Raw genomic sequence first — 25,790 nt, 5'->3', positions numbered from 1 at the left:
AATGTGACCATTCCGTTGTCGTCGTCGGTGAAGACATGAATCATTTCCCTGGGCATAGTGCTCTATGTGACGGAGGCTGCGATCGCCGGGACCGAGAGCGCTCACCTTCTGGTGCCGCGCCAGTCCCGAAGTGGGGAAAGCGAGCCTGATCTGCGGGAACTGGCGAGTCTCGCGGTGCAGGGGGATGCCGGGGCCACCGAGGTGCTCATCGGGCGGGTGCGGCCGATGGTGGTGCGTTATTGCCGGGCCCGGCTCGGCAGGGTTTCGGGGCAATATCACGCGGCGGACGATGTGGCGCAGGAAGTGTGCATCGCCGTCCTGTCGGCACTGCCGAGATATCGCGACATGGGACGTCCGTTCGCCTCGTTCGTGTTCGGCATCGCGGCGCACAAGATCGCCGACGCGCTGCGCAGCGCCGTCCGTACCGCGGTGCCGACCGAGGACCTGCCCGACGGGCCGGACGAGCGGCCGGGCCCGGAGGAGACCGTCGTGCGGTACCTGGAGGCCGAGCAGGCGCGGGTCCTGCTGCACCGGCTGCCCGGCCAGCAGCGCGAACTGGTGCTGCTGCGGGTGGTGGCGGGATTGTCGGCCGAGGAGACCGGTAATGTGCTCGGCATGACCGCGGGCGCCGTCCGGGTGGCGCAGCACCGGGCGCTGGCGCGTCTGCGTGCGATGGCGGTGGCGATGGAGGAGTCGGGTCGGTGATCGAGGGATCCGGGGACGGCGAGCCCGTTGATCTCCGGTCCCTGCGCGCCGACGACGCGCTGCTCGACCGGCTGGCCGCGCGCGGGCCGGGCCCCGCGGGCGAGCAGGACGCCGCCGCGCGGCTGCTGAGGGCGCTGCTGGAGGACGTGGACGCCGCGGACGCCCCCGCCGGGCCCCTGAGCGCGCCGGGCGCGCCGCGGCCGGCTGGGAGCCGGGCGAGGGCACGCAGCCGGGCCACAGCGCCGGAGCGGGGATGACGGGCGGTCCGGAGCAGCCTCAGGAGCGGCCGCCGGACTCCCGGCCCTCCTCGCTGTCGATCACGCCGTCGACGTAGCCCCTGGCGTACTCCCAGGTGACGTAGTCGACCGGGTCGGGATTGAGCGCGGGCTCGTGGACCCGCGGCTGCCCCTCCTCCAGGAGGTGGCGCAGGTTGCCCCGCAGCAGCTCCCAGTCGATGTAGTGGGTCTTGCCGCAGTCCTCGCATTCCACTGTGAGTCCGCGCACACCCAGCGGCTCCAGGAGGGTGCGGAAGACCTCGAGGTCGGTGAGGTCGGCGAGCACGTCCTCACGCTCCGCCGGACTCAGCGGAGCGATCTCTTCGAGCTCGCCGAGGGCGGCGGCCGGGTCGTCCGGGTCGCCTGCGAACGGGTCGAGCGGAGTTTCGTCGTGCACGACTCCAAACTACTGCGCCCGGCGTGATGGCGGGAAGTCGCAGGTCCTTCCGGGTGTTACCCCTACCATGGTGAGCAAAGCACGCAACCCCTGGAGGAAGGCCCAGCGATGAACTCCGCAGCGGAGACCGGAAAGTTCGCCCCCGTGGGCCTGACCTTCGACGACGTGCTCCTCCTGCCGGGGTACTCCGACCTCCAGCCCGGGGAGGCGGACACCACGACCCGGCTGTCCAGAGGTATCACCCTGCGGATACCCCTGGTCTCGGCGGCGATGGACACCGTCACCGAGGACCGCATGGCGATCGCGATGGCCCGCCAGGGCGGCATCGGCGTCCTGCACCGCAACCTGTCCATAGAGGACCAGGCCCAGTACGTCGACACGGTCAAGCGGTCCGAGGCCGGCATGATCACCAACCCGGTGACCTGCACGCCCTTCGCCACCCTGGCCGACGTCGAGGAGCTGTGCGCCCGCTACCGGATCTCCGGCGTGCCGGTCACCGACGAGCGCGGCGTGCTGCTGGGCATCGTGACCAACCGCGACACCCGCTTCGAGACCGACATGTCCCGCCCGGTGCGCGAGGTCATGACCCCGATGCCGCTGGTCACCGCGCCCGAGGACGTCTCCCGCGAGGAGGCGTTCGCGCTGCTGGCCAAGAACAAGATCGAGAAGCTGCCGCTGATCGACGCCGAGGACAGGCTGCGCGGCCTGATCACGGTCAAGGACTTCGCCAAGACCGAGCGCTACCCGCACGCCACCAAGGACGAGGAGGGCCGCCTGGTGGTGGCCGCCGCGGTGGGCGTCGGCGAGGACGCGGTGCGCCGCGCCCAGGCGCTGATCGAGGCCGGGGTCGACGCGATCATCGTGGACGTCGCCCAGGGGCACTCCAAGGGCGTCGCCGACACGATCGCCAAGATCAAGGCCAACTCCCGGGTGCAGGTGATCGGCGGCAACATCGCCACCTACGCGGGGGCCAAGGCGCTGGTGGACGCGGGGGCGGACGCGGTCAAGGTCGGGGTCGGTCCCGGCTCCATCTGCACCACCCGGGTGGTCGCGGGCGTGGGCGTGCCGCAGATCACCGCGATCCACGAGGCGGCCCGCGCCTGCGCCCCCGCCGGGGTGCCGGTGATCGGCGACGGCGGCCTGCAGTACTCCGGCGACATCGGCAAGGCCATCGCGGCCGGGGCGTCCACCGTGATGCTCGGCTCGCTGCTCGCCGGCGTGGACGAGTCGCCCGGCGACCTGGTCTTCGTGCACGGCAAGCAGTACAAGACCTACCGGGGCATGGGCTCGCTGGGCGCGATGCGCAACCGGGAGCGGGGCAAGTCCTACTCCAAGGACCGCTACGCCCAGGGCGAGGTCACCAGCGAGGAGAAGCTGGTGCCCGAGGGCGTCGAGGGCCAGGTGCCCTACCGCGGGCCGCTGGCCGCGGTGGCCCACCAGCTCATCGGCGGCCTCCAGCAGGCCATGTGGTACACCGGCAGCCGCACCATCGGCGAGCTGCAGGAGAACGGCCGGCTGATGCAGATCACCTCGGCGGGCCTGAAGGAGAGCCACCCGCACGACATCCAGATGACCGTTGAGGCCCCGAACTACCAGGGTCGATAGACTCTCTTGGTTCGTTACCGGGCAGGTTGCAGAAGGGTCTGATGGTGGCAGCTGAGGTTGAGATCGGGCGCGGCAAGAGCGGGCGCCGGGCGTATGCCTTCGACGAGATCGGCATCGTCCCCTCGCGCCGGACGCGCGATCCCGAGGAGGTCAGCGTCGCCTGGCAGATCGACGCCTACCGGTTCGAGATCCCGCTGCTGGTCGCGCCGATGGACAGCGTGGTCAGCCCGGCGACGGCGATCGCGGTCGGCCGGCTCGGCGGGCTGGGCGTGCTGGACCTGGAGGGTCTGTGGACCCGCTACGACGACCCCGAGCCGCTGCTGGCCGAGATCGCGGAGCTGTCCGACGAGCAGGCCACCCGGCGGCTCCAGGAGGTCTACCAGGAGCCGATCAAGGAGGAGCTGATCGGGCGGCGGATCGAGGAGATCCGCGAGGCCGGGGTCACCGTGGCGGCCTCCCTGTCGCCGCAGCGCACCGCCCGCTACTCCAAGGCGGTCGTGGACGCCGGCGTCGACCTCTTCGTCATCCGGGGCACCACGGTCTCGGCCGAGCACGTCTCGGGCCGGGCCGAGCCGCTCAACCTCAAGCAGTTCATCTACGAGCTGGACGTGCCGGTGATCGTCGGCGGCTGCGCGACCTACCAGGCGGCGCTGCACCTCATGCGCACCGGCGCGGCGGGCGTGCTGGTCGGCTTCGGCGGCGGCTCGGCGCACACCACCCGCGACGTGCTGGGCGTGGCGGTCCCGATGGCGACCGCGGTGGCCGACGTGGCGGCGGCCCGCCGCGACTACATGGACGAGTCCGGCGGCCGGTACGTGCACGTGATCGCCGACGGCGGCATGCGCTCGTCCGGCCACATCGCCAAGGCCATCGCCTGCGGCGCCGACGCGGTGATGATCGGCTCGCCGATCGCCCGCGCCACCGAGGCGCCCGGCCGCGGCCACCACTGGGGCAGCGAGGCCCACCACGGCGACGTGCCGCGCGGCACGCGGCTGGCGCTGGGCACGATCGGCTCCCTGGAGCAGATCCTGTTCGGCCCCTCGCACGCGGCGGACGGCTCGATGAACCTCATCGGGGCGCTGCGGCGGGCGATGGCGACCTCCGGCTACACCGAGGTGAAGGACTTCCAGCGCGTCCAGGTGGTCGTCGAGGACCGCTGAGGGACGACCGGTTTCGAGGGCGGGGACACCTACCGGGTGTGCCCGCCCTCACACGTTGCGGCACTTTTGGTTACTGATCGGTAATGATTGGCGGAGGCGGGGTTGCGCGCCCTTCCGGCATGGGAAGGGTCAGACCGCGGAAACCTGAGCGGGGGGTCGGCATGATCGGGCTGGGCAGTTCGCGGCTGGGGCCGCAGGAGCGCGAGCGGGCGCTGGAGCGGATGGCCGGTGAGGAGTTCGACGTCGTCGTGGTCGGCGGCGGGATCACCGGCGCCGGCGTCGCCCTCGACGCCGCCACCCGGGGCCTGAAGGTCGCGCTCGTGGAGGCCAGGGACTTCGCCTCCGGCACCTCCTCGCGCTCCTCCAAACTGATCCACGGCGGGCTGCGCTACCTGGAGCAGTACAACTTCGACCTGGTGCGGGAGGCGCTCACCGAGCGGGGGCTGCTGCTCCAGGTGATCGCGCCGCACCTGGTGCGGCCCGTGCCCTTCCTCTTCCCGCTGACCCACCGGGGCTGGGAGCGCTTCTACGTCGGGGCCGGCGTGGCGCTGTACGACTCGCTCTCGCTCTCGATGCGGACGGCGCGGGGCGTGCCCGCCCACCGCCACCTGACCCGCCGCCAGGCGCTGCGGGTGGCGCCCTCCCTGCGCAAGACCTCCTTCACCGGGGCGGTGCAGTACTGGGACGCCCAGGTCGACGACGCGCGCTACGTGGTGACGGTGCTGCGCACGGCCGCCGCGTACGGGGCGCAGATCGCCTCCCGCACCGAGTGCACGGGCTTCCTGCGCGAGGGCGAGCGGGTCACCGGGGTGCGCGTCCGCGACCTGGAGGGCGGCCGGGAGCTGGAGGTCAGGGCACGGCAGGTGGTCAACGCCACCGGCGTGTGGACCGACGACATCCAGCACCTCGTCGGCGGCCGGGGGCGCATCCACGTCAAGGCCTCCAAGGGCATCCACCTGGTGGTGCCGCGGGACCGCATCCACAGCGCCTCGGGGCTCATCATCCGCACCGAGAAGTCCGTTCTGTTCGTCATCCCCTGGGGCCGGCACTGGATCGTCGGGACGACCGACACCACCTGGACGTTCGACAAGGCGCACCCGGCGGCGTCCAAGGCCGACATCGACTACCTGCTGGAGCACGTGAACGCCTTCCTCAACGTCCCGCTCACCCCCGACGACGTGGAGGGCGTCTACGCGGGGCTGCGCCCGCTGCTGTCGGGGGAGTCGGAGGAGACGTCCAAGCTCTCCCGCGAGCACGTCGTCGCCCACCCCGTGCCGGGCCTGGTGATGGTCGCGGGCGGCAAGTACACGACGTACCGGGTGATGGCCAAGGACGCCGTCGACGCCGTCGCGCACGGGCTGGACGGCCGGATAGCGCCCTCCTGCACCGACCGCATCACTTTGGCGGGCGGTTCGGGCTACCAGGCGCTGTGGAACTCCCGGCGCCGCCTGGCCGCCTCCTCCGGGCTGCACGTGGCGCGCATCGAGCACCTGCTGCACCGGTACGGCACCCTCATCGAGGACCTGCTGGAGCTCGTCGCCGAACGCCCCGACCTGGCCAAGCCGCTGGCCAAGGCCGACGACTACCTGCGCGCCGAGGTCGTCTACGCCGCCACCCACGAGGGCGCGCGGCACCTCAACGACATCCTCTCGCGGCGCACCCGGATCTCCTTCGAGACCTGGGACCGCGGCCTGGGCGCCGCCGAGGAGGCCGCCACCCTCGTCGCCCCCCTCCTCGGCTGGACCAAGGAGGAGGCCGAACGGGAGCTGGAGCACTACGCCCAGCGCGTGCACGCCGAGCGGGCCTCCCAGACGTCGGAGAACGACCGGGAGGCCGACGCGCTGCGCCGCGGCGTCCCCGACCTCGTCCCCACCGCCGGCACGGAGGGCGAGCCGGTTCGCTGATCCGGGGGCGGTCCCCCGGACCCCCGGGGGACCCGCCGACCGATCCTCGCTTCGCCGCGGTCGGCCGGCGGTCAGGTGACGTCCACGATCGGCAGCCGGTAGGCGGCCGGGGCGGTGGGCGGGACCACCGGGTTCTTCGGGGTGACGGGGGACAGGCGCCGGTAGGGCTCGTCCTGGGGCGGACGGGTGTCGGCCTCGCCGCGGTTGGGCCAGAAGGCCATGGCGCGCTCGGCCTGGGCGGTGATGGTCAGCGACGGGTTGACGCCCAGGTTGGCCGAGATCGTCGAGCCGTCCACCACGTGCAGGCCGGGGTGGCCGTACAGGCGGTGGTAGGGGTCGATGACACCGGTCTGCGGCGAGTCGCCGATCACGCAGCCGCCGATGAAGTGCGCGGTCAGCGGGATGTCGAACAGGTCGCCCCAGCTGCCGCCGGGCATGCCGCCGGTCTCCTCGGCCATCATCCGCACGGCCTCGTGGCCGACCGGGATCCAGGTCGGGTTGGGCTCGCCGTGGCCGGGCCGGGCCCGCAGGTCCCAGCCGAACGGGCCGCGCCTGCCCTCGACGGTGATCGAGTTGTCGCGGGTCTGCATGACCAGGGCGATGACCGTCCGCTCCGACCAGCGGCGAAGGTTGGGCAGCCGGGCCAGGTCCCACGGGCGGACGACGACCTCGCCGAGGAACTTCAGCCAGCGGGGCCCGCCGCCGCCGTCGATGAGCAGGGAGCGCACCATGCCCATCAGGTTGGAGCCGTGGCCGTACCGGACGGGCTCGATGTGGGTCTGCTCGTCGGGGTGGAACGACGAGGTGATCGCCACGCCCTTGGAGTAGTCCTCGCCCTCGGCCTTGAACCGCTCGGCGCCCAGGATCGCCTCGGAGTTGGTGCGGGTCAGCACCCCGAGGTTGTCGGAGACGTGCGGCAGCGACCTCTGCGCCTTGAGCTTGTGCAGCAGCTTCTGCGTGCCGTACGTGCCGGCGGAGAAGACGACCTGCCCGGCGGTGAGCGTCTTGCGGTTGCGTCCGAAGGACCCCGTGCGGACGATGTCGACGGCGTACCCGCCCTCGACCGGCCGCACGTCGGTGACCCTGGACAGCGGCATGATGCGCGCCCCGGCCTTCTCCGCCAGGTAGAGGTAGTTCTCGGTGAGCATGTTCTTGGCGCCGTGGCGGCAGCCCGTCATGCACTCGCCGCACTGCGTGCAGCCCTTGCGCTCGGGGCCCTGGCCGCCGAAGTACGGGTCCTCGTGCCTGGCGCCGCCGTGCTTGCCGAAGAACACGCCGACGGGCGTCAGCCGGAAGGTGTGGGCCTTGCCCATGCGCTCGGCGACCCGCTTGATGACCTTGTCGGCCGGTGTCGTCGCCGGGTTCTGGACCACGCCCAGCATGCGCTTGGCCTGGTCGTAGTAGGGGGCGAGCTCGGCCTCCCAGTCGGTGATGTGCGCCCACTGCCGGTCCTGGAAGAACGGCTTCGGCGGCACGTACAGCGTGTTGGCGTACACCAGCGAGCCGCCGCCCACCCCGGCGCCGGCCAGGACGGTGACCATGCCGCCCTTCTTGCCGCGCACCACGTGGATGCGCTGGATGCCGGTGAGCCCCAGCCCCGGCGCCCACACGTAGGAGGGCAGCCGCCAGCTGGTCCTGGGCAGCGGCCGGTGGGCGGTGCCCTCGCCGCGGGTGTCGAAGCGGCGGCCCGCCTCGATGACGCCGACCTTGTAGCCCTTCTCGGTGAGGCGGAGCGCGGTGACGCTGCCGCCGAAGCCCGAGCCGATGACGAGAACGTCGTAGTCCACGGGTCCGTCCCCTACTTGAGCCGCAGGCGCTTGAGCGTCCTGATGGAGGAGGTGAGCAGGTCGGCGTACTTGGCGTAGGGCACGCCGGGAGGGGCGTCCAGCTCCATGAACCGGCTGGTGGCCAGCGTCTGCGCCTCGGTGTACTTCAGCAGGCCCTCGGCGCCGTGGCGGCGGCCGACGCCGGACTGCTTCATGCCGCCCATGGGGGCGTCGTGGGAGGCCATGGCCGCGCCGTAGCCCTCGTTGACGTTGACCGTCCCGGCCTGGATGCGGGAGCCGACGCGGCGGCCGCGGGCGAGGTCGCGGGTCCAGACCGAGGCGTTCAGGCCGTAGTGGGTGTCGTTGGCGCGCTCGATCGCCTCCTCCTCGGTGGCGAACCTGTAGACGCTGACGACCGGCCCGAAGGTCTCGTTGGCGCACAGGTCCATCTCGGTGGTGACCTCGGTGAGGATGGTCGGCTCGTAGAACAGCGGGCCGAGGTCGGGCCGCGCCCTGCCGCCCGCCACGACCGTGGCCCCGGCCTTGACGGCCTGCTCGACGTGCGCGGTGACGGCCTCCAGCTGGCGCGGGTAGGTCAGCGAGCCCATCTGGGGCTCGAAGTCCAGGGACGAGCCGAGCTTCATCGCCTTGGTGGCGGCGGCGAACTTCTCCAGGAAGGCGTCGTACACCTTCTCGTGCACCAGGAGGCGCTCGATGGAGATGCACAGCTGCCCGGCGTTGCTGAAGCACGCCCGGACGGCGCCGCGGGCGGCCTTGTCCAGGTCGGCGTCCTCCAGCACGACCATCGGGTTCTTGCCGCCGAGCTCCAGGGAGTAGCCGATGAGCCGGGGCGCGGCCTTCTCGGCGATGAGCCGTCCGGCGCGGGTGGAGCCGGTGAAGGCGATGTAGTCGGCGTTCGCGATGAGCTCGTCGCCGATCTCGCCGGGCTCGCCGACGACGACCTGCCACAGGTCGCGGGGCAGCCCGCACTCGATCATCAGGTCGACGCACCACAGGACGCTCAGCGCGGTCTGGGTGTCGGGCTTGTGCACGACGGCGTTGCCCGCCAGCAGGGCCGGGATGGTGTCGCCGACGCCCATGCTGATCGGGTAGTTCCACGGGGTGATCATGCCGATCACGCCCTTGGGCTGGCGGAACTCGTAGGTCTTCACCGCCAGGGGGAAGGCGCCCTGGCGGCGCCGGGGCGCCAGCAGCTTCGCGGCGCGGCGCGCGTAGTACAGCGGGCCGAGGGTGACGTCGAGGAACTCCTCGAAGGCGTGGCGGCGGGCCTTCCCCGTCTCCCACTGGAGGATGTCCAGGATCTCGTCGCGGCGGGCGATGAAGGCGTCGACGAAGCGCAGGACGGGCTGCGCCCGCTCGGCGGGGGACAGCCGCGCCCACGCGCGCTGGGCGGCGCGGGCCTTGGCGTACGCCTGCGTCACGTCCCCGGCCGCGGAGAGCGGCACGGTGGCCAGGGGCTCGCCGGTGAACGGCGCGTTGATCACGGTGGTCGCTCCGGAGGAGTTCACCAGCGCGGTGATCCTGGCGATGACAGCGTCGGACAGGGGGCGGGAGGAAGCCGTCTGGGTTGCCATGCCGGTCAGCATATGACCGAGTGGCCAGGTTTGGATACCCGCAAGTAACACCATATGGCCACCCGGTCACAGTGGAACAGATCACTACCTTGGAACGATCCACATCGGAAAAGACGAGAAAGACCGGGGCCCCCCGGTGTATCTGAAAGGAGAGAATCTCAGGGAAGGGGCGCGCATGACTGCTTCCACACGACGGAACGGGAGAGCCGGCCGCCAGGAGAAGCGGTCGCGGACCCGCAACGCGCTCCTGGACGCCGCCCAGCGGTTGTGGGCCGAGCGCGGCATCCACGGGGCGTCCCTGGACGACATCGCCGGCGCGGCCGGGCTCACCAAGGGCGCGGTGTACTCCAACTTCGCCGGCAAGACCGACCTGCTCTTCGCCCTCCTGGAGCGGTGCACCACCCACGGCGAGGGACTGGGCCGGCGCTGGGACGGCGACGACGACGAGGACCGGCTGCTGGGCCAGCTCCTGGTGGAGTTCTGGCTGTACGGGATGCGCGACTACTCGGCGGGCTGGCGGATCGCCGACTGGTACCAGTGCCAGCGCAGCGAGCTGGCCGAACGGCTGGAACGGGACGCGCCGCCCGGAGCGGATCCGGACGGCGCGCGAGGGGACGGCGGGCCGGCCCTGCCGGCGCAGGACCGCGCGGTCCTGGCCATGGCGCTGGAGCTCGGCCTGGCGCTGCAGCACCTGCTGGACCCCGACCGGGTGCCGGCCGGGCTCTACGACAGCGCGATGCGGCTGGTGCTGGGCGCTCCCCCTACTCCCACTCGATAGTGCCCGGGGGCTTGCTGGTGACGTCCAGGACCACGCGGTTGACCTCGCGGACCTCGTTGGTGATCCGGGTGGAGATGCGCTCCAGCAGGTCGTAGGGCAGGCGCGACCAGTCGGCGGTCATCGCGTCCTCGCTGCTGACCGGGCGCAGCACCACCGGGTGGCCGTAGGTGCGGCCGTCGCCCTGCACGCCCACCGAGCGCACGTCGGCCAGCAGCACGACCGGGAACTGCCACACGTCGCGGTCGAGCCCGGCGCGGGTGAGCTCCTCGCGGGCGATGGCGTCGGCCTCGCGCAGCAGGTCCAGCCGCTCGCGGGTGACCTCGCCGATGATCCGGATGCCCAGGCCGGGGCCGGGGAAGGGCTGGCGCCAGACGATCTCCGGCGGCAGGCCGAGCTGCTCGCCCAGCGCCCGCACCTCGTCCTTGAACAGGGCGCGCAGCGGCTCGATCAGGGAGAACTGCAGGTCCTCGGGCAGGCCGCCGACGTTGTGGTGGGACTTGATGTTGGCGGTGCCGGTGCCGCCGCCGGACTCCACCACGTCGGGGTAGAGGGTGCCCTGGACGAGGAACTCCACGTCCTCGGAGGCGGAGATCTCGCGGGCCGCGGCCTCGAAGACCCGGATGAACTCCCGGCCGATGATCTTGCGCTTCTCCTCCGGGTCCCGCACTCCGGCCAGGGCGGACAGGAAGCGCTCCTCGGCGTCCACCACGTGCAGCTTCACGCCGGTGGAGGCGACGAAGTCCTTCTCGACCTGCTCGGACTCGTTCTTGCGCATCAGGCCGTGGTCGACGTACACGCAGGTCAGCTGCTCGCCGATGGCGCGCTGGACCAGCGCGGCGGCCACCGCGGAGTCCACGCCGCCCGACAGGCCGCAGATGGCGCGCCCGCGGCCCACCTGGCGGCGGATCTGCTCGATCGACTCCTCGGCGATGTTGACCATCGTCCAGTTCGGGCGGACCCCGGCCAGTTCCAGGAAGCGCTTCATCACGGTCTTGCCGTGCTCGGTGTGCAGCACCTCGGGGTGGAACTGCACGCCGTACAGCCCGGCCTCGGGGTTCTCGAAGGCGGCGATCGGGGTGACGGCCGTGGTCGCGGTGACCTTGAAGCCCTCGGGCGCGCGGCTGGCGTAGGTGCCGTGCGACATCCACACCTTCTGCGCCAGGGGGAGGCCGTCGAAGAGCGAGCCGCCCAGCACGTCCAGGTCGGTGCGGCCGTACTCGGCGACGTCGGTGCGCTCGACCACGCCGCCCAGGGTCTGGGTCATCGCCTGGAAGCCGTAGCAGATGCCCAGGACCGGGACGCCCGAGGTGAACATCTCCACGGGCACGGCGGGGGCGCCCGGCTCGTACACCGAGGCGGGTCCGCCGGACAGGATGATCGCCTTGGGCTTCCTGGCCAGCATCTCGCTGACGGGCATGGTGGACGGCACGATCTCGCTGAACACCTGGCATTCCCGGACACGCCGGGCGATCAACTGCGCATACTGCGCGCCGAAGTCAACGACGAGAACAGTGTCGAACGACTGTTCGGTCACGGGCACGGGAGAGCCTTTCGCGGCGAAGACAGGGAGTGACCACAGTCTACGGGCTCCCACCGTGCGTGAGCGCTGCTCCCGGAGGTGCCCGGAACGTTCGAGGTCCGCCGGTTTTCTCCAGGTAGGTTCTTGTACATTCTTCATCAAACTCCCCCTGGGTGGCGGCCTGAGTCACCCCCGCCCCACCCGTCCCCCCGAGGAGCTCCGTGAAGCGCGCAGGGAAGTACGCCGTGCTCGGTCTGGCGGTCGCGGCGGCCGCCTCCGTTCCCCGGATCGGGCAGGCGCCCGCACCGGCCGCGGCCCTGTCCCCGGAGCGGAGTGAGATCTGCGTCACCGGCGCGGCGCCGCACGCGCACGACGGCGCCGCGCACTCCCAGGCGCGGGTGCGCCAGGGCGCGCGGGTGGCGGAGCCCGGCTCGCGGGTGAGCGCCCGGGTGGCCGAGCAGGTCGAGCGGGAGCTGGACCGGCAGAAGATCACCGGGAAGCTGCTGCGCGCCACCGGCGACAAGAAGTGGATCCACGTCCCGGTCCGCTTCCACGTGCTGCACAACGGCACGAAGGGCAAGCTCACCAAGAAGGCGCTGAAGGAGCAGATCAAGGTCCTCGACGCGGCCTACCAGGGCAGGAAGGGCGGCGTCGACACCAGGATCAACTTCTACCTGAAGCAGATCACCTGGACGAAGAACAAGAACTGGTTCAAGCAGCCGCGCCGGTACGAGAAGGCCTTCAAGAAGAAGCTGCGCAGGGGCGGCGACAGCACGCTCAACATCTACACCGCGGACCTGGGCACCGAGCTGCTCGGCTGGGCGAGCATGCCGTGGGACTACAAGAAGAACCCGGTGCTCGACGGGCTGGTCATCCACCACGGGAGCCTGCCCGGCGGGAAGATCAAGGATTACGACCTGGGGTACACCGCGGTGCACGAGGTCGGCCACTGGCTCGGGCTCTACCACACCTTCGGCCGCAACTACCCCGACCAGGACGGGTGCGCGGCGGGCGACCTCGTCGGCGACACCCCGTCGCAGAAGGAGCCCACCGAGGGCTGCCCGAAGAACGCGCCCGACAGCTGCCCCGCCTGGGGGCGCGACCCGATCCACAACTTCATGGACTACGCGCACGACAAGTGCATGACCGAGTTCACCCGGGGACAGGCCGAGCGGATGCGCAACGCCTGGGCGCGCTACCGCCCCTGAGCCAGGGCCAGCAGCCCGCGGTGGGCCGGGAGCACGCCCTCGGGCAGCTCGTCCGGGGGGAACAGCCGCGCCTCCAGGATCTCGCGCCGCTCCAGGCGGAGGCCTTCCAGGCCGCCGGTCAGGACGGCCTCGTAGGCGATTTCGATCCGCAGCCGGTACCCGCTGGTCACCTTCAGCAGCCGCCCGACCTCCGCGGACAGGCCCGTCTCCTCCCGCAGCTCGCGGGCGATCGTGTCCTCGTGGCGCTCGCCGGCGCGCGCGTAGCCGGTGGGGAAGCCCCACTGGCGGTCCAGGGGCCACAGCCGGTGGCGCAGCAGCAGGACCCGGCCGTCCGGAGCGCGGACGACGCCGGTGATCCCGCAGTTGAACTTCGCGTGGGCCAGCCACAGCAGCCGCCACTGGTGGGATCCGCGGATCCTGCGCCACAGCGTGGCCGGCAGATCGTCCATCGGCCCACCGTACCGGCCGCGCACGCGAGAAGGCCCCCGCGGGAGCGTCCTCCCCCGGGGGCCTTCGGCGTCATCGACCGGTCAGGCGGGCGTGAGCGCCTTCTCCGCCTCCAGGACGGCGGCGGTGGCGTTGACGACGGCGGCGATGCGCAGCGCCTCCTGGACCAGCTCCCGCGACATGCCCGCCTCGCGGAGGACCTTCTCGTGGGACTCCAGGCAGCGGCCGCAGCCGTTGACGGCCGAGACCGCCAGGCACCACAGCTCGAAGTCGACCTTCTCCACGCCCGGCTTGGCGATGACGCTCATGCGCAGCTTCGCCGGGAGGGTGGAGTAGGTCTCGTCACCGATGAGGTGGGTCGAGCGGTAGTAGACGTTGTTCATCGCCATGATCGCGGCGGCGGCCTTGGCGGCCTCGAACGCCTCGGCGCTGAGGTAGTCGCCGGCCTCGGCGGAGACCGCCGCGATCACCTGGGCGCTCTTGGTGGACAGCGCGGTGGCCAGCACCGTGCCCCACAGCTGCTGCTCGCTCAGCTGCGAGGTGCCGGTCACCGAGCCCAGGTTGAGCTTGATGTCCTTGGCGTAGGACGGAAGGGCGTTCTTCAGGCTGTCGATGCTCATGGTCAGGCGTCCGCGAGCAGCTTGCCGGCGTCCAGGGTGTTCTCGCCCTTGTTCCAGTTGCAGGGGCACAGCTCGTCCGACTGCAGGGCGTCGAGGACCCGCAGGACCTCCTTGACGTTGCGGCCGACGGAACCGGCGGTGACCATGACGAACTGGATCTCGTTGTCGGGGTCGACGATGAAGGTGGCGCGCTGGGCGACGCCGTCCTTGGTCAGGATGCCCAGGTCGTTGCACAGGTCCCGGTTGAGGTCCGAGAGCATCGGGAAGGGCAGGTCGCGCAGGTCCTCGTGGTTCTTGCGCCAGTTGTAGTGCACGAACTCGTTGTCCGTGGAGACGCCCAGGACCTGGGCGTCGCGGTCGGCGAAGTCCTCGTTGAGCCGGCCGAACTCGGCGATCTCGGTGGGACAGACGAAGGTGAAGTCCTTGGGCCAGAAGAACACGACCCGCCACTTGCCCTCGTAGGACTTCTCGTCGATCGTCTCGAACGCGTTGTCGGCGTCGAGCGAGACGCAGGCGGTCAGCGAGTAGGCCGGGAACTGGTCACCGATCGTAAGCACAGGGCACTCCCTCAAGGACTGAGACGGGTGGTCGGCAACCAGGATCTCGCAGGTATCGTCATGTGAGAAATCAGCCCCCCGGGATGTCAGTGATAGGAGTTCCTTATCAGCCGCCCGACAGTGGCCCAGCTGCGGGCCTTTCTCGCCGTGGCCGAACACCTGCACTTCCGCGAGGCGGCCTCCGTGCTGCGCATGAGCCAGCCCGCGCTCTCCGGCGCCGTCGCCGCGCTGGAGGACTCCCTCGGCACGCAGCTGCTGGAACGTACCACCCGGAGGGTCCTGCTGACCCCGGCGGGCGAACGGGTGGCGCGGCGCGCCGCGGTGGTCATGGCCGAGCTCGACCGGCTGTCGGAGGAGGCCGCGGCCGACCAGGGTCCGCTCAGCGGCCCGCTGCGGCTGGGCGCCATCCCGACCGTGGCGCCCTACCTGCTGCCCACGGTCCTGCCCGCCCTGCAGCGCGCGTTCCCCCGGATGGAGCTGTCCGTGCGCGAGGAGCAGACCGCCCACTGCACGGCCGAGCTGATGGCGGGCCGGCTCGACGTGGTGGTGCTGGCCCTGCCGGTCACCGCGCCGGGGCTGCTGGAGCTGCCGCTGTACGAGGAGGACTTCCTGCTGGCCGCGCCCAGCGGCTACGAGGTGGACGAGCCGGTGGCGCGGGACGCGCTCGGGGACTTCGAGGTGCTGCTGCTGAACGAGGGCCACTGCCTGCGCGACCAGGCGCTGGAGGTCTGCCGGGAGGTCGGCGCGCGGGCCGCCGCGGCGACGTACGCCACCAGCCTCACCACGCTGGTGCAGCTGGTGGCGGGCGGACTCGGTGTGACTTTGCTCCCAGAATCGGCGGTTCCCTCAGAAACCGCGCGAGAGGGGATGACCATCCGGCGGTTCGACGGGCCCGCGCCGCGGCGCGCGATCGGCCTGGTGCACCGGGCCACCTCGCCACGGGCGCGGGAGTTCGCGCTGCTCGCCGAGGTGGTGCGCGGGGCCGTGCGGGAGCGGGGCTGGCGGGTCCGCGTCAGCGCCTGAAACCCCGGGCTGCGAGAAAAGTTGTCAACGTGCCGCCCGATCCTCACTTTGAGGTACAGAATGATTGCTCAACGTGATGATTCTGGGGGGCATGTTCATGGCAAAGACTCCTATGGACCTCTCCGTGCACGGCCGGCGCACCGAAGCCGAGCTGGTGATGGCCGAGGACCTCCTGCACGCGGGGACGGACCCCGCCGACCTCGACGACGAGTGGCTGCTGGCCCGGCCGATGCGGATGCGGCACCTGCTGGGCCGCCGCTGAGCGGTGCCGGCCACGTTCCCCGGTCCCAGGTCCCAGGAGGCTGTGATGCATCTTCGGAGTGGTTCCCCGTCACCCCTGCTCAGCGTGATCGTGCCCTTCCACGACGTCGCCGGCTACCTCCCCGCCTGCCTGCGCTCCCTGGCCGGGCAGACCTACCCGGAGCTCGAGGTGGTCCTGGTGGACGACGGGTCCACCGACGACGGCGCGGTCGCGGCCAAGGCGATGGCCGAGCGCGACCCCCGGTTCCGGCTCCTCCAGCAGGAGAACGCCGGGCCGGGCCCCGCCCGCAACGCCGGCGTCGCCCACGCCACCGGCAGGTACCTCGCGTTCGCCGACGGGGACGACGTGGTGCCGCCGGACGCCTACCGGCTGCTGGTGCGCTCGCTGGAGCGCACCGGCTCGGACTTCGCCACGGGCAACGTCCAGCGCATGTCCGAGGGCAGGACGTGGCAGTCGTCGCTGCACCGCGACATCTTCACCGAGCCCCGGGAGCGCACCCGCGCCGGCGAGCACACCCTGCTGGTGCGCGACCGCACCCCCTGGAACAAGGTGTACCGGCGCTCGTTCTGGGACGAGCACGGCTTCACCTTCCCGGCCGGGCTGTACGAGGACCCGCCGGTCGTGCTCACCGCGCACGCCGTCGCCCGCGCCGTGGACGTGCTGGCCGACACCGTCTACCACTGGCGCAGGCGGCCGGGCTCCATCACCGAGGAGCGCCACGACCCGGCCAACCTCCTGCAGCGGCTGCGCTCCGCCGAGTGCGTGCGGCACGAGCTGGGGGTGCGGGCGCCGGGGCTGGTGCCCGCCTACGACCGGCACGTGCTGCTCGGCATCGAGCTGCGGGTGTTCTTCAGCGCGCTGACCGCCGGGGACGGCGCGCCGCCGACCGGCGCGGACGCCGCGGCGCTGGCCGAGGCCACCGCCCTGGCCGTCCGGCTGGCCGGGGAGCTGGGCCACGAGGGCGCCGGCGAGCTCACCGCCTACCAGCGGCTGCGGCTGCACCTGCTGCGCACCGAGAGGCTGTCGGACCTGCGGGAGCTGCTGCTGTCGCAGAAGGCCGGCGGGAGCCGCGCGGTGCCCGTGGTGCGCGACGGCAGGCACTGGCACGCGGCCTACCCCTTCGCCGACACCGTGCCGCACGGCCTGTGCGACGTGACGCGCGAGCTAGAGGTGGTGTCCGCGATCGACCGCGCCTCCTGGGCGGGCGACGTCCTGGAGCTGGAGGGGCACGCCTACATCAGGCACCTGGAGGCCGAGGAGTCACGGATCCGGCTGTGGCTGCGGCCGGAGGGCAGGTTCGGACGGATCCGGGTGCCGCTGGAGCGGGTGGACCGGCCGGACGTCACCGCCGACTCCGGGCAGGACCTCGTGTGCTACGACCGCTCCGGCTTCCGCGCCCGCGTGCCCGCCTCGTCGCTGCGGATCCTCGGCCGGATGCGCCCCTCGGACTGGCGGCTCCAGGTGGAGGTGACCAACCAGGGGGTGCGGCTGCGGAGCACGCCGGCCGCGCCGCGCCGGACGGTGCAGAAGTGGCCGTCGGCGGTCCGGCTGGAGCGGATGAACGCCGTCCTGCGCGTGGAGGCGGGCGAGGACGAGGGCCAGTACGCGCTGCGGGTGCGCCCGCAGGAGGCGACGCTCGTGGCGCACCGGCTCGAAGGCGGGCTGCTGGTCCTGGAGGGCACGCTGACGCGGGCGCCGCTGGGGCCGCTGCAGATGGTGCTCGCCCGCAAGGACGCCCGGGTGCGCCTGGGCGTGGAGGTGAACGGGCTGCGCTTCCGGGTCGAGGTGCCCGTCGCCGCGGGCGGCTGCCTGTCCACCGGGGCGTGGGAGGTGCGCCTGGGCGGATTCCGGGTGCAGGTCGACTGCCCCGACGGCGCCCACCCGGCGCCCGGCGGGGAGGTGGCGGTGAGCCGGACCAGGCACGGGGTGCTGCGCCTGCTGGTGCGCCGGCCGCGGCCGGTGGTGCGCCAGGTGGCCTGGGCCGGGGACGGGCTGCTGGAGCTCTCCGGCTCCTACCTGGGCCGGAAGCGGTCGGCGGAGCTGGTGCTGCGGCACCGGCGGACGGGGGACGAGCACCGGATCCCCGTGGAGTGGCGGGACGAGGGCTTCACCGCGGAGCTGCGGCCGCAGCGCATGCCCCGCCCGTTCGGCGAGACGGCGCTGGGCGGCGGCCGGTGGACGCTCCACCTGGACGGGGCCGCGGTGCTCGTCGCCCGCGACGCCCTGCGCGCCCTGCCCGGGCCGCGCGTGTGCGGCGCGCACGAGTACACGCCCGAGCTCTACCGGCTGGACGCGCTGGAGCTGCGGGTCAAGGCCGGGCCGCACGGCGACGAACGCGGCCGGTACGCCCGGAGCGTCCTGCTGCGCACGGTCTACCGGGAGCGGCGCGCCCAGGGCGTCCGCGACCTCGCGCTCTTCGACTCCTACCGCGGCCGGGAGTACTCCGGCGACCCGCGCGCCCTCTTCGAGGAGCTGCGGCGCAGGGAGCTGGGCGTGGAGTGCGTGTGGGTGAGCGCGGACGGCTCCTTCCCCGCGCCCGAGGGCGCGCGGCTCGTCCAGGCGGGCGGCCGCGAGCACATGGAGGCGCTGGCCTGCGCCCGGTACGTCTTCGGGAACTTCGTCCAGGAGCCCTGGTACACCGCGGCCTCCGGCCAGACGTACGTGCAGGGCTGGTACGGCGCGCCCTTCGGGACGCCCGGGGGCGAGGGGCTGGAGGCGGCCCTGCGCCGGGAGGCGGGCCCGTCCTGGCGCGAGTACGACGTGCCCCGGTGGAGCCTGCTGCTGGCCTCCGGCGCTCATGCCGAGAACGAGCTGCGGGAGGCGCTCGGCTACCGGGGGGAGATCCTCGCCACCGGCCGCCCCCGCACCGATCCGCTGCACCGGCTGGAGGCGTCCGAGGCGGCGCTGCGGCTGCGCCGCGCCCTGGACGTGCCGGAGGGCGCGCGGGTCGTGCTGTACGTTCCGCCGGGTCCGAACGGCCGGCCGGGGCACCCGCCCGTCTTCGACCTCGACCGCCTCGCCGCGGCCCTGGGCGACGGCCACGTGCTGCTGTCCCGGGCGCCCCACCCCTTCGGGGACCGGCCCCGTGCCGCCGCGGCGCGCGACGTGACGTCCTGGCCGGACCTCACCGAGCTGTGCCTGGCCGCCGACGTGCTGGTGACCGGCCACTTCCCGGCCCTCGCCGACTTCGCCGCCACCGGCCGCCCGGCGGTCCTGCTCTCAGGCGACCCCCAGGCCCCGGCCCCCGGCCCCGTCGTCGCCAACACCGAGGAGCTGATCGACGCGCTCACCCGTCCGCAGGACACCGCCGACCGGCACCGCGCCTTCGTCGAGCGGTACTGCCCCCACGACGACGGCTGGGCCGCCGCCCGCGTCCTGGACCACCTGGGCCTGAAGTGACGGCCCCGCTCAGTCCCGCCGCACCAGCCGCCGCGCCACCACCAGCAGCAGCACCAGCACCCCGACCAGCGGCAGCACCCGCCTGAGCCGCCCGGCCCGCTCCGTCAGCTCGTACAACTCCAGCGCGTCGTCCCCGCCCCGCTCCGCCACCCGCCCGGCGGCGCCGGAACGAGCCTCCACCGAGACCTCCGCCTCCACGGTCTCCACGGAGACGAGGGGCTCTGCCCGCTCGACCACGACGGGCTCGGGCTCCGCGGCGGCGACGGGCTCTGCCCGCTCGGGCTCGGCCGCGATGGGCTCCGGCTCCGCGGAGGCGATGGGTCCGGGCTCCGCGGTGGCGGCGGGTGCCGCCTGCTCGATCTCGACCACGATGGGCTCTGGCTCCGTGGGGGCGGCGGACTCTGCCCGCTCGGGCTCGGTCGTGATGGGCTCGGGTCGCACGGGCTTCGGCTCGGGTGCCGTGGTGAGGAGGGTGTTGAGGTTGGCGGCGAAGCGGGTGAGGAGCTTGGCGCCGGTGTCGTGGACGAGGGAGGCGCCGAGAGTGGCGGCGCGGCCTTCGGTGAAGGTGAGGCGGGTGTGGAGGGCGACGCGGGCGGAGGAGTCCGTGGCGGGGAGGACGACGGCCTGGAAGGAGCCGGTGACGGTGCCCTGGCCGCGGGCCTCGCGGGCGGAGACCTCCAGGATGGCGGTGCGGGTCAGGTCGTCGACGACGGCGAGGCGGACGGTGCCCCGGTAGGTGATGGTGGTGGGGCCGAACTTGACCTTCAGCCTGCCGCGGTACTCCCCGTCCGACCCGGACTCGTAGACGGCGCCCGGCATCAGCGGGTGCAGGCGTTCCACGTCCAGGAGCACCGGCCAGGCGGTGTCGGCGTCCGTGGCGACGGTGAACTCGTGGTCGAGCTCCATGGGGACCTCCAGGAATGACACTGAAGGCGACCTTATGTCCCGTGGGGACACCCGTGCCAACGGGACGGGTGATAACGACGTGTGCGGGCAGGGGGAGCGGGTAGCATGCTCAGCATGTTCACGCGCGCACTGTGTCTCGGCCACGCCGGTGGCGCGCCGTCTTCGTGTTGTCGCCGCTGACCGCCTCCGCCAGTCAGCCGTTCCCTCCGTGCGGGCCGCAGCCCCGGAGACCAGCCGAAGGATCTTCCCGTCTTGAAGACCGAGACTTTCCCTGACATCACCATGCGCGACCAGGTCCGCCGGACCGGCGCGCCGCCCACCGTCGGGCAGCTCGCCGCCCGCGTCCGGGAGGCGGCCGCACGGCCCGCCGCATGGTGGCACCTGGTGCGGTTCGACCCCGCCGAGCGGGTGCGGGTCGAGCTGGAGGACGGGCTGTGGCTGATCACCTGGCCGCCCGGGTACCGGCTGCCCGCCCACGACCACGGCGGCGCCGCGCAGATCATGAGCGTGATCGCGGGCGAGCTGGCCGAGGTGGCGGTGGGCGGCGACGGCGCGGTGGCCCGCCCGCTGCGCGCCAACCGGGTGCGCGTCCAGGCCGGCGACCGCATGCACGAGGTCGTCAACCCCGGCGCCGCCTACGCCGTCACCCTGCACCTTTACGTGTAGCCGCGCCGGGGGCGGCTACGCGCGGGGGCGGCCGGAGAGCGACCGCAGGAGCAGGACCAGGACGAAGGCGGCCGCGAACGCGGCGACCTGGTAGCCGAACGGCAGCACCTCGTCCCCGCTGACCACGGTGTACAGGAAGAGCCCGGCGACGGCGAGGAACAGCACGCCCGCCGCCAGGGCTCCCCAGTCGGTCCTAGATCTGCCCACGGACCACTTCCAGGTCGCTGAGGCGGCCCTTGACGTGCAGCTCCAGCACCGGGGGGTTGGCGCCGACGCCCGGGAGCGTGCGCTCGACCCTGGCCTTGGGGCCGCTGGTGATCCGCTTGTCGACGGTGACGTCGCCCAGGCCCGTCGAGACGTGCAGCTCCACCTGGGCGAGGGCGGGCAGCACTACGCGCAGGCCGCCGAGGTCGACCTCGGCGAAGACGCGGTAGCGCTCGCCGTCCCGCAGCGGCAGCGCGGTGAGGTCGAGCACCCCCTTGCCCGCGATGATCCGGTAGGGCTGGGTGGCGTTGGGGTCCACGGGCCGCCAGGAGACGTCGCCGAAGCGGGCGCCGTCCCGCACGTCGGCGGCGGTGCCGCTGCCGATCAGCGCCACCGACAGCAGCGCCCCGACGGCGACGAGCCCGCCGGTCCCGCCGGCCCAGGTCCCGATGACGAGGCCGAGCGCCACGACGGCCAGCGCGGTGGCGAACGCCACCTGCAGGGACGCGATCTCGGGGAGGCCGGAGGTGAAGGCGAGTGAGGAGGCGCCCGCCGCGGACGCCAGGAGCAGGGTGACCCCGGCGAGCACCGGAGGCCGTTTGCGGGAGCGTTCGAGAGCACCGCCCCGGGAGCAGGATGAGGGTTCGGGCCGTACGGAGGGCGTGAGCGGGGCAGCGGGGTCGGCCGGTGTCTTCGTGAGGTCGATCGGGGCGGTGGCGCCCGAGGGCCGCGGGGGTGCGACGGGCACGCCGTCCTCCTTTCCAGGGGGGTCCGGGCGGTAGGGCTGGAGCGTGGCGAGGTCGATCCACCCTGCGGTGGACCTCTCCGACGGGACCTCGGCCGGAGGCCGCGGCGGGGCCTGCGCCTCGGGAAGGGGCTCCCCGCGCATCCGGTCGGGCAGGGTGCGGACCGCGGCGACGAGGTCGACGCCCCGGGCCTGGGCGGTCATCGCGATCAGCACGACGATCGCCAGGGCGGCCGGCGCGTCCCCGGAGAGGCCGTTGAGCAGGCCCCGCCCGGTGAGGCTGAGCAGGATCCCGGCGCAGAGCAGCACTCCGAGCAGGGTCAGGGCCGTCGCGCCGGCGAGGAGCCTGCCCGTCATGCGCTCCAGCGGGGCGGCCTTGCCGTCCTCGGCCGGCATGAGCGCCAGGGCGAAGCCGTACAGCGGCAGGCCGAACCAGGACGCGAACACCAGGAGGGCGAAACCGACGCGGAAGACCAGGGGGTCGATCCCGGTGTAGCGGCCGAGCCCGGCGCACACGCCGCCGATGATGCGTCCTTCCCGGCTCCGGGACAACCTGTCGGGGGTCATGCGTCCATGCTCATGCATATGCGGCCTCCGCGGTATCCGGGGTCACCCTGAGACGACCCTGAGAACGGGATCGGGGGAGGTCCCGGATGCACATGCGCGCGAGAGATGTGACGATCTGAGCATGACTTCCGACGGCATCGCCAGGCTCGACCGGGCCAAGGACGGCCGGCTGGTGGCCGGGGTCTGCGCCGGGCTGGCCAGGCATCTGGGGCTCGACCCCCTGGCGGTGCGGCTGGCGTTCGTGGCGCTGCTCGCCGCCGGACCCTATGGCTATGCGGCCTATGCCGCCTTCTGGCTGCTGCTCCCCGAGCGCGAGGAGCCCCGGGGCGGCCGCGACATGGTGCAGCTGGTGACGTACGCGCTGCTGGCGGCCGGGCTCAGCGCGGTGACCGGGGTGTCGGGGCTGGCCCAACTGGCCCTGTGGCCGGTGCTGGTGGTCGGGGTGGGCGCGGCGCTGCTGTGGCAGCAGACCGACCGCGACCAGCGGGAGCGCTGGAGCACCCTGCCGCGGGGCATGTGGTGGCGCGGGCTGCTGGGCATGCTGCTGGTGGTCAGCGGGGTCGGCGGGTTCTTCGTGCAGCAGGTCAGCCCGCACCAGATCCCGCAGGTGCTGCTGGCGACCGCGATCATCCTCACCGGGGTGACGGTGATCCTCACCCCCTGGCTGGTCAAGCTCTGGCAGGAGCTCGACGCCGAGCGCGCCGAGCGGGTCAGGTCCCAGGAGCGGGCGGAGGTGGCCGCGCACATCCACGACTCGGTGCTGCACACGCTCACGCTGATCCAGCGCAGGTCCCATGACCCCAAGGAGGTGGCGCGGCTGGCCCGCTCCCAGGAGCGGGAGCTGCGCGCCTGGCTGTACCAGCCCAAGTCGGACTCCTCGCAGCTGTTCGCGGCCGCCGTCAAGGAGGCGTCGGCGGAGGTGGAGGACACCCACGGGGTGCCGGTCGAGGTGGTGTGCGTCGGCGACTGCCCGCTGGACGAGCGGATCAGCGCGATGGTCCAGGCGGCGCGGGAGGCGATGGTGAACGCGGCGAAGTACTCCGAGGCCCCCTCCATCTCGGTGTACGCCGAGGTCACGGAGGAGGAGCTGGAGGTCTTCGTACGCGACCGCGGCAAGGGTTTCGATCTCGAAGGCGTCCCCGCGGACCGGATGGGTGTGCGAGGGTCGATCATTGGCCGTATGGAACGGCACGGCGGCGTCGCGCGGGTGCGCAGCGCACCGGGCGAGGGCACCGAGATCAGGCTGGAGCTGAAGAAGTGACACGGGTCGTGCTGGTCGATGACCACCAGATGTTCCGCACCGGGGTCAAGGCCGAGCTGGGCCCGCAGATCGAGGTGGTGGGGGAGGCCGCCGACGTCGACGAGGCGGTCGCGGTGATCGGCGAGACCCGGCCCGAGGTGGTGCTGCTGGACGTGCACCTGCCGGGCGGCGGGGGCGTGGAGGTGCTGCGGCGGGTGCTGCCGTCGCAGACGAGGTTCCTCGCGCTGTCGGTGTCGGACGCCGCCGAGGACGTGATCGGGGTGGTGCGCGGCGGGGCCCGCGGCTACGTCACCAAGACGATCTCGGGCCCGGAGCTGACGGACGCGATCGGCCGGGTGGCCGAGGGCGACGCGGTCTTCTCGCCGCGGCTCGCCGGTTTCGTGCTCGACGCGTTCAGCGCGACCGCCGCGCCGGTGGCCGATCCGGAGCTCGACCAGCTCACCGCCCGGGAGCGGGAGGTGTTGCGGCTCATCGCCCGCGGGTACGCCTACAAGGAGATAGCCAAGGAGCTGTTCATCTCGGTGAAGACGGTCGAGACGCACGTGAGCAGCGTCCTGCGCAAGCTCCAGCTGTCCAACCGGCACGAGCTGAGCAGGTGGGCGGCGGCGCGGAGGCTGATCTGATCCCGGATCGGGGGGTGAACCTTTTCAGGGAGATCAGCATCATATGCAGGGTTGCCCCGTTTAATGGTTATTGATTTGTTGCCAACGGTAAGTTCTCGAGGATGAAGCGCACATTCCTGATCACCCTGGCCGCGGCTGCGGTGTGGGGAACCGCGCACTGGCGCACCGGCCGGCGCGTGACGGGCGCGCTTCTGCTCGTCCTGGAGCTGGCGCTGCTGGTGGCCGCGGTGCTGCTGGCCTGGCCGCTGCGCGAGGAGCTCACCTCCTGGCTGGTGCAGCCCGTCTGGCTGGACGCGCTGACCGCCGCCCTGATCCTGGTGGGGATGATCTGGTGCGCCGTGATCATCCGCTCCTACCAGCTGGTCGCCGAGGGCGGCCGGCTGGCCGTCGCCGGGGTGATCGTGCTGTGCGCCCTGGTGCTCGCCCCGCTGGCCTACGGCGTGGAGCTGGTGCGGGTCTCCAAGAACCTGGTGACCGACGTGTTCGCCGAGAAGGAGGGCGGCGACCGGCCCTTCAACGGCCGCAAGCGGGTGAACGTGCTGCTGCTGGGCGCCGACGCCGGTCCCAACCGGTTCGGGGTGCGGACCGACAGCATGACGGTGGCCAGCATCGACGTGACCCGCGGCGCGACGACGTTCTTCAGCCTGCCCCGCAACCTGGAGCGCGTCCCCATGCCCACCGAGGTGTCCCGCGCCGCCTTCCCCGAAGGGTTCACCGGCGCGAACGACGCCACCACCCCGGGCCTGCTCAACGAGGTCTTCCAGTGGGCCGAGGACCATCGGGAGATCGTGCCCGGCGTGGCCGACGGCAAGCGCGGCCCGACCCTGCTGAAGCAGACCGTCGGCGGGGTCCTCGGCCTGCGCGTCGACTACTACATCATGGTCGACATGAAGGGCTTCGCCGAGCTCGTCGACGCCGTCGGCGGCATCCGGATGAACGTGCCGGAAGAGCTGATCTACGGCAGGCAGAGCGAGGGCCGGATCCCGGCCGGGGTGCAGGACCTCACCGGCGAGCAGGCGCTGTGGTTCGGGCGCACCCGCACCAACAGCGACGACTACCACCGCATGTCGCGGCAGAAGTGCCTGCTGTACGCGCTGTCCCAGCAGGCCGACCCGTCCACTCTGCTGACCCGCTTCCACAAGATCGCCAGCGCGACGAAGCGGGCGGTCTCCACCGACCTGCCGCGGGACGTGCTGCCCGAGGTGATCGACCTCTCCCGGCGGATCAAGGGCTCGGACATCAAGAGCATCCAGTTCGTCCCGCCGCTGATCAGCACCGCGAACCCGGACTGGGAGCTGATCAAGGCGCGGGTCGTCGCCGCGATCGCCCGCCCCTCGGCCAAGGCCGGGGCGAGCAGCCCGGCGGTGCGGCCGACCGCGGTGGCCACCCCGGCCGCGGAGCCCGGAAGCACCCCGCGGACCAGGCCGGCGGCGACGACCTCCTCGGCCACCCCGGGCGCCACGGACACCCCGGGAGCCACGAGCACTCCGGGCGCGCCGGACGAGAACGCCGACTCCCTGGCCGAGACCTGCGGCTGAGGCCCGCGGCCGGAACCCGCGCGAACATGAGGGCCCCGGTGCCCGGTCCGTGCGGACCGA

24 protein-coding genes are annotated in these 25,790 nt (G+C 72.5%); 14 read left to right on the top strand and 10 right to left on the bottom strand.

The genetic code is table 11. The features are described 5' to 3' along the window. Positions 1-108 precede the first annotated feature (108 nt). Complete coding sequence (locus tag ABD140_RS24725) at positions 109-705, top strand: sigma-70 family RNA polymerase sigma factor (protein ID WP_344243356.1); 597 nt, start codon at positions 109-111, stop codon at positions 703-705. Further along, positions 702-962 (top strand): hypothetical protein, encoded by a 261-nt coding sequence (locus ABD140_RS24720; RefSeq protein ID WP_344243347.1) that lies wholly within the window; start codon positions 702-704, stop codon positions 960-962. Before ABD140_RS24725 ends, ABD140_RS24720 begins: the two co-directional genes overlap by 4 nt. A 19-nt stretch (positions 963-981) precedes the next feature. Here ABD140_RS24720 and ABD140_RS24715 read toward each other — a convergent pair whose 3' ends face one another. Next, the gene (locus ABD140_RS24715; protein ID WP_106403412.1) at positions 982-1,377 is read right to left on the bottom strand and encodes a DUF5319 domain-containing protein; all 396 of its coding nucleotides are present in this window, start codon (positions 1,375-1,377) and stop codon (positions 982-984) included. A 108-nt stretch (positions 1,378-1,485) separates the two neighbouring features. Here ABD140_RS24715 and guaB point away from each other — a divergent pair, with 108 nt between their 5' ends. From guaB to glpD, 3 genes are all read left to right on the top strand, one after another. Next, on the top strand, positions 1,486-2,982 hold the full coding sequence (gene guaB / locus ABD140_RS24710; protein ID WP_344243346.1) for an IMP dehydrogenase: 1,497 nt from the start codon (positions 1,486-1,488) through the stop codon (positions 2,980-2,982). Between the two features lie 41 nt (positions 2,983-3,023). Next, complete coding sequence (locus tag ABD140_RS24705; protein WP_344243345.1) at positions 3,024-4,142, top strand: GuaB3 family IMP dehydrogenase-related protein; 1,119 nt, start codon at positions 3,024-3,026, stop codon at positions 4,140-4,142. A gap of 161 nt (positions 4,143-4,303) precedes the next feature. Further along, positions 4,304-6,046: a glycerol-3-phosphate dehydrogenase gene (glpD, locus tag ABD140_RS24700; RefSeq protein WP_344243344.1), complete on the top strand. Its 1,743-nt coding sequence runs from the start codon at positions 4,304-4,306 to the stop codon at positions 6,044-6,046. 71 nt (positions 6,047-6,117) lie between these two features. Here glpD and ABD140_RS24695 read toward each other — a convergent pair whose 3' ends face one another. Both ABD140_RS24695 and ABD140_RS24690 read right to left on the bottom strand, forming a co-directional pair. Beyond that, the gene (locus ABD140_RS24695; protein WP_344243343.1) at positions 6,118-7,833 is read right to left on the bottom strand and encodes a GMC family oxidoreductase N-terminal domain-containing protein; all 1,716 of its coding nucleotides are present in this window, start codon (positions 7,831-7,833) and stop codon (positions 6,118-6,120) included. An 11-nt stretch (positions 7,834-7,844) separates the two neighbouring features. Continuing rightward, entirely contained in the window at positions 7,845-9,407 is a 1,563-nt protein-coding gene (locus ABD140_RS24690) for a succinic semialdehyde dehydrogenase (RefSeq protein WP_344243342.1), read from the bottom strand. Positions 9,408-9,582: 175 nt separating this feature from the next. Between ABD140_RS24690 and ABD140_RS24685 the strand changes: the two genes are divergently transcribed. Then, positions 9,583-10,185 (top strand): TetR/AcrR family transcriptional regulator, encoded by a 603-nt coding sequence (locus ABD140_RS24685; RefSeq protein WP_344243341.1) that lies wholly within the window; start codon positions 9,583-9,585, stop codon positions 10,183-10,185. Here the strand turns inward: ABD140_RS24685 and guaA are convergent. Continuing rightward, entirely contained in the window at positions 10,169-11,725 is a 1,557-nt protein-coding gene (gene guaA / locus ABD140_RS24680; protein ID WP_344243339.1) for a glutamine-hydrolyzing GMP synthase, read from the bottom strand. The genes ABD140_RS24685 and guaA overlap by 17 nt on opposite strands. 200 nt (positions 11,726-11,925) lie before the next feature. On the opposite strand from guaA, the gene ABD140_RS24675 reads away from it, so the two are divergent. Further along, positions 11,926-12,912 (top strand): zinc metalloprotease, encoded by a 987-nt coding sequence (locus ABD140_RS24675; protein WP_344243338.1) that lies wholly within the window; start codon positions 11,926-11,928, stop codon positions 12,910-12,912. Here ABD140_RS24675 and ABD140_RS24670 read toward each other — a convergent pair. The 3 genes from ABD140_RS24670 to ABD140_RS24660 all read right to left on the bottom strand — a co-directional run bounded on the left by ABD140_RS24670 (position 12,900) and on the right by ABD140_RS24660 (position 14,536). Then, positions 12,900-13,361 carry an NUDIX hydrolase gene (locus ABD140_RS24670; RefSeq protein WP_344243337.1) on the bottom strand — a complete coding sequence of 154 codons (462 nt, stop codon included), beginning with the start codon at positions 13,359-13,361 and terminating at the stop codon, positions 12,900-12,902. The two genes, ABD140_RS24675 and ABD140_RS24670, sit on opposite strands and share 13 nt — an antisense overlap. An 81-nt stretch (positions 13,362-13,442) precedes the next feature. Then, the gene (gene ahpD, locus ABD140_RS24665; protein ID WP_344243336.1) at positions 13,443-13,979 is read right to left on the bottom strand and encodes an alkylhydroperoxidase, AhpD family; all 537 of its coding nucleotides are present in this window, start codon (positions 13,977-13,979) and stop codon (positions 13,443-13,445) included. A gap of 2 nt (positions 13,980-13,981) precedes the next feature. Continuing rightward, a complete protein-coding gene (locus tag ABD140_RS24660; protein WP_344243335.1) occupies positions 13,982-14,536 on the bottom strand; it encodes a peroxiredoxin in 555 nt (184 codons plus the stop codon). Between the two features lie 120 nt (positions 14,537-14,656). On the opposite strand from ABD140_RS24660, the gene ABD140_RS24655 reads away from it, so the two are divergent. The 3 genes from ABD140_RS24655 to ABD140_RS24645 all read left to right on the top strand — a co-directional run bounded on the left by ABD140_RS24655 (position 14,657) and on the right by ABD140_RS24645 (position 19,220). Beyond that, positions 14,657-15,559: a LysR substrate-binding domain-containing protein gene (locus ABD140_RS24655; protein WP_344243334.1), complete on the top strand. Its 903-nt coding sequence runs from the start codon at positions 14,657-14,659 to the stop codon at positions 15,557-15,559. 97 nt (positions 15,560-15,656) lie between these two features. Continuing rightward, positions 15,657-15,821 (top strand): hypothetical protein, encoded by a 165-nt coding sequence (locus tag ABD140_RS24650; protein WP_344243333.1) that lies wholly within the window; start codon positions 15,657-15,659, stop codon positions 15,819-15,821. A 45-nt stretch (positions 15,822-15,866) separates the two neighbouring features. Continuing rightward, entirely contained in the window at positions 15,867-19,220 is a 3,354-nt protein-coding gene (locus ABD140_RS24645; protein WP_344243332.1) for a bifunctional glycosyltransferase/CDP-glycerol:glycerophosphate glycerophosphotransferase, read from the top strand. A gap of 9 nt (positions 19,221-19,229) precedes the next feature. On the opposite strand, the gene ABD140_RS24640 is transcribed toward ABD140_RS24645, so the two are convergent. Further along, the gene (locus ABD140_RS24640; RefSeq protein WP_344243331.1) at positions 19,230-20,147 is read right to left on the bottom strand and encodes an SRPBCC family protein; all 918 of its coding nucleotides are present in this window, start codon (positions 20,145-20,147) and stop codon (positions 19,230-19,232) included. A 231-nt stretch (positions 20,148-20,378) separates the two neighbouring features. Between ABD140_RS24640 and ABD140_RS24635 the strand changes: the two genes are divergently transcribed. Continuing rightward, on the top strand, positions 20,379-20,792 hold the full coding sequence (locus tag ABD140_RS24635) for a cupin domain-containing protein (RefSeq protein ID WP_344243330.1): 414 nt from the start codon (positions 20,379-20,381) through the stop codon (positions 20,790-20,792). A 15-nt stretch (positions 20,793-20,807) separates the two neighbouring features. Here the strand turns inward: ABD140_RS24635 and ABD140_RS24630 are convergent, their stop codons facing one another. After that, entirely contained in the window at positions 20,808-20,999 is a 192-nt protein-coding gene (locus tag ABD140_RS24630) for a hypothetical protein (RefSeq protein WP_344243329.1), read from the bottom strand. Next, positions 20,986-22,308: a PspC domain-containing protein gene (locus ABD140_RS24625; RefSeq protein WP_344243328.1), complete on the bottom strand. Its 1,323-nt coding sequence runs from the start codon at positions 22,306-22,308 to the stop codon at positions 20,986-20,988. Before ABD140_RS24625 ends, ABD140_RS24630 begins: the two co-directional genes overlap by 14 nt. A 121-nt stretch (positions 22,309-22,429) precedes the next feature. Between ABD140_RS24625 and ABD140_RS24620 the strand changes: the two genes are divergently transcribed. The 3 genes from ABD140_RS24620 (at position 22,430) to ABD140_RS24610 (ending at position 25,730) form a co-directional block, all read left to right on the top strand. Beyond that, complete coding sequence (locus tag ABD140_RS24620) at positions 22,430-23,569, top strand: ATP-binding protein (RefSeq protein WP_344243327.1); 1,140 nt, start codon at positions 22,430-22,432, stop codon at positions 23,567-23,569. Between the two features lie 29 nt (positions 23,570-23,598). Continuing rightward, positions 23,599-24,192: a LuxR C-terminal-related transcriptional regulator gene (locus ABD140_RS24615; RefSeq protein WP_425544146.1), complete on the top strand. Its 594-nt coding sequence runs from the start codon at positions 23,599-23,601 to the stop codon at positions 24,190-24,192. Between the two features lie 101 nt (positions 24,193-24,293). Then, positions 24,294-25,730: an LCP family protein gene (locus ABD140_RS24610; RefSeq protein ID WP_344243325.1), complete on the top strand. Its 1,437-nt coding sequence runs from the start codon at positions 24,294-24,296 to the stop codon at positions 25,728-25,730. Positions 25,731-25,790: the final 60 nt, after the last annotated feature.

This window comes from Actinocorallia libanotica (assembly GCF_039525175.1).
Taxonomy (GTDB): Bacteria; Actinomycetota; Actinomycetes; order Streptosporangiales; family Streptosporangiaceae; genus Actinocorallia; species Actinocorallia libanotica.
The sequence above is the reverse complement of the archived record's forward strand: the minus strand, read 5'-3'. Positions and strand labels throughout refer to the sequence as shown.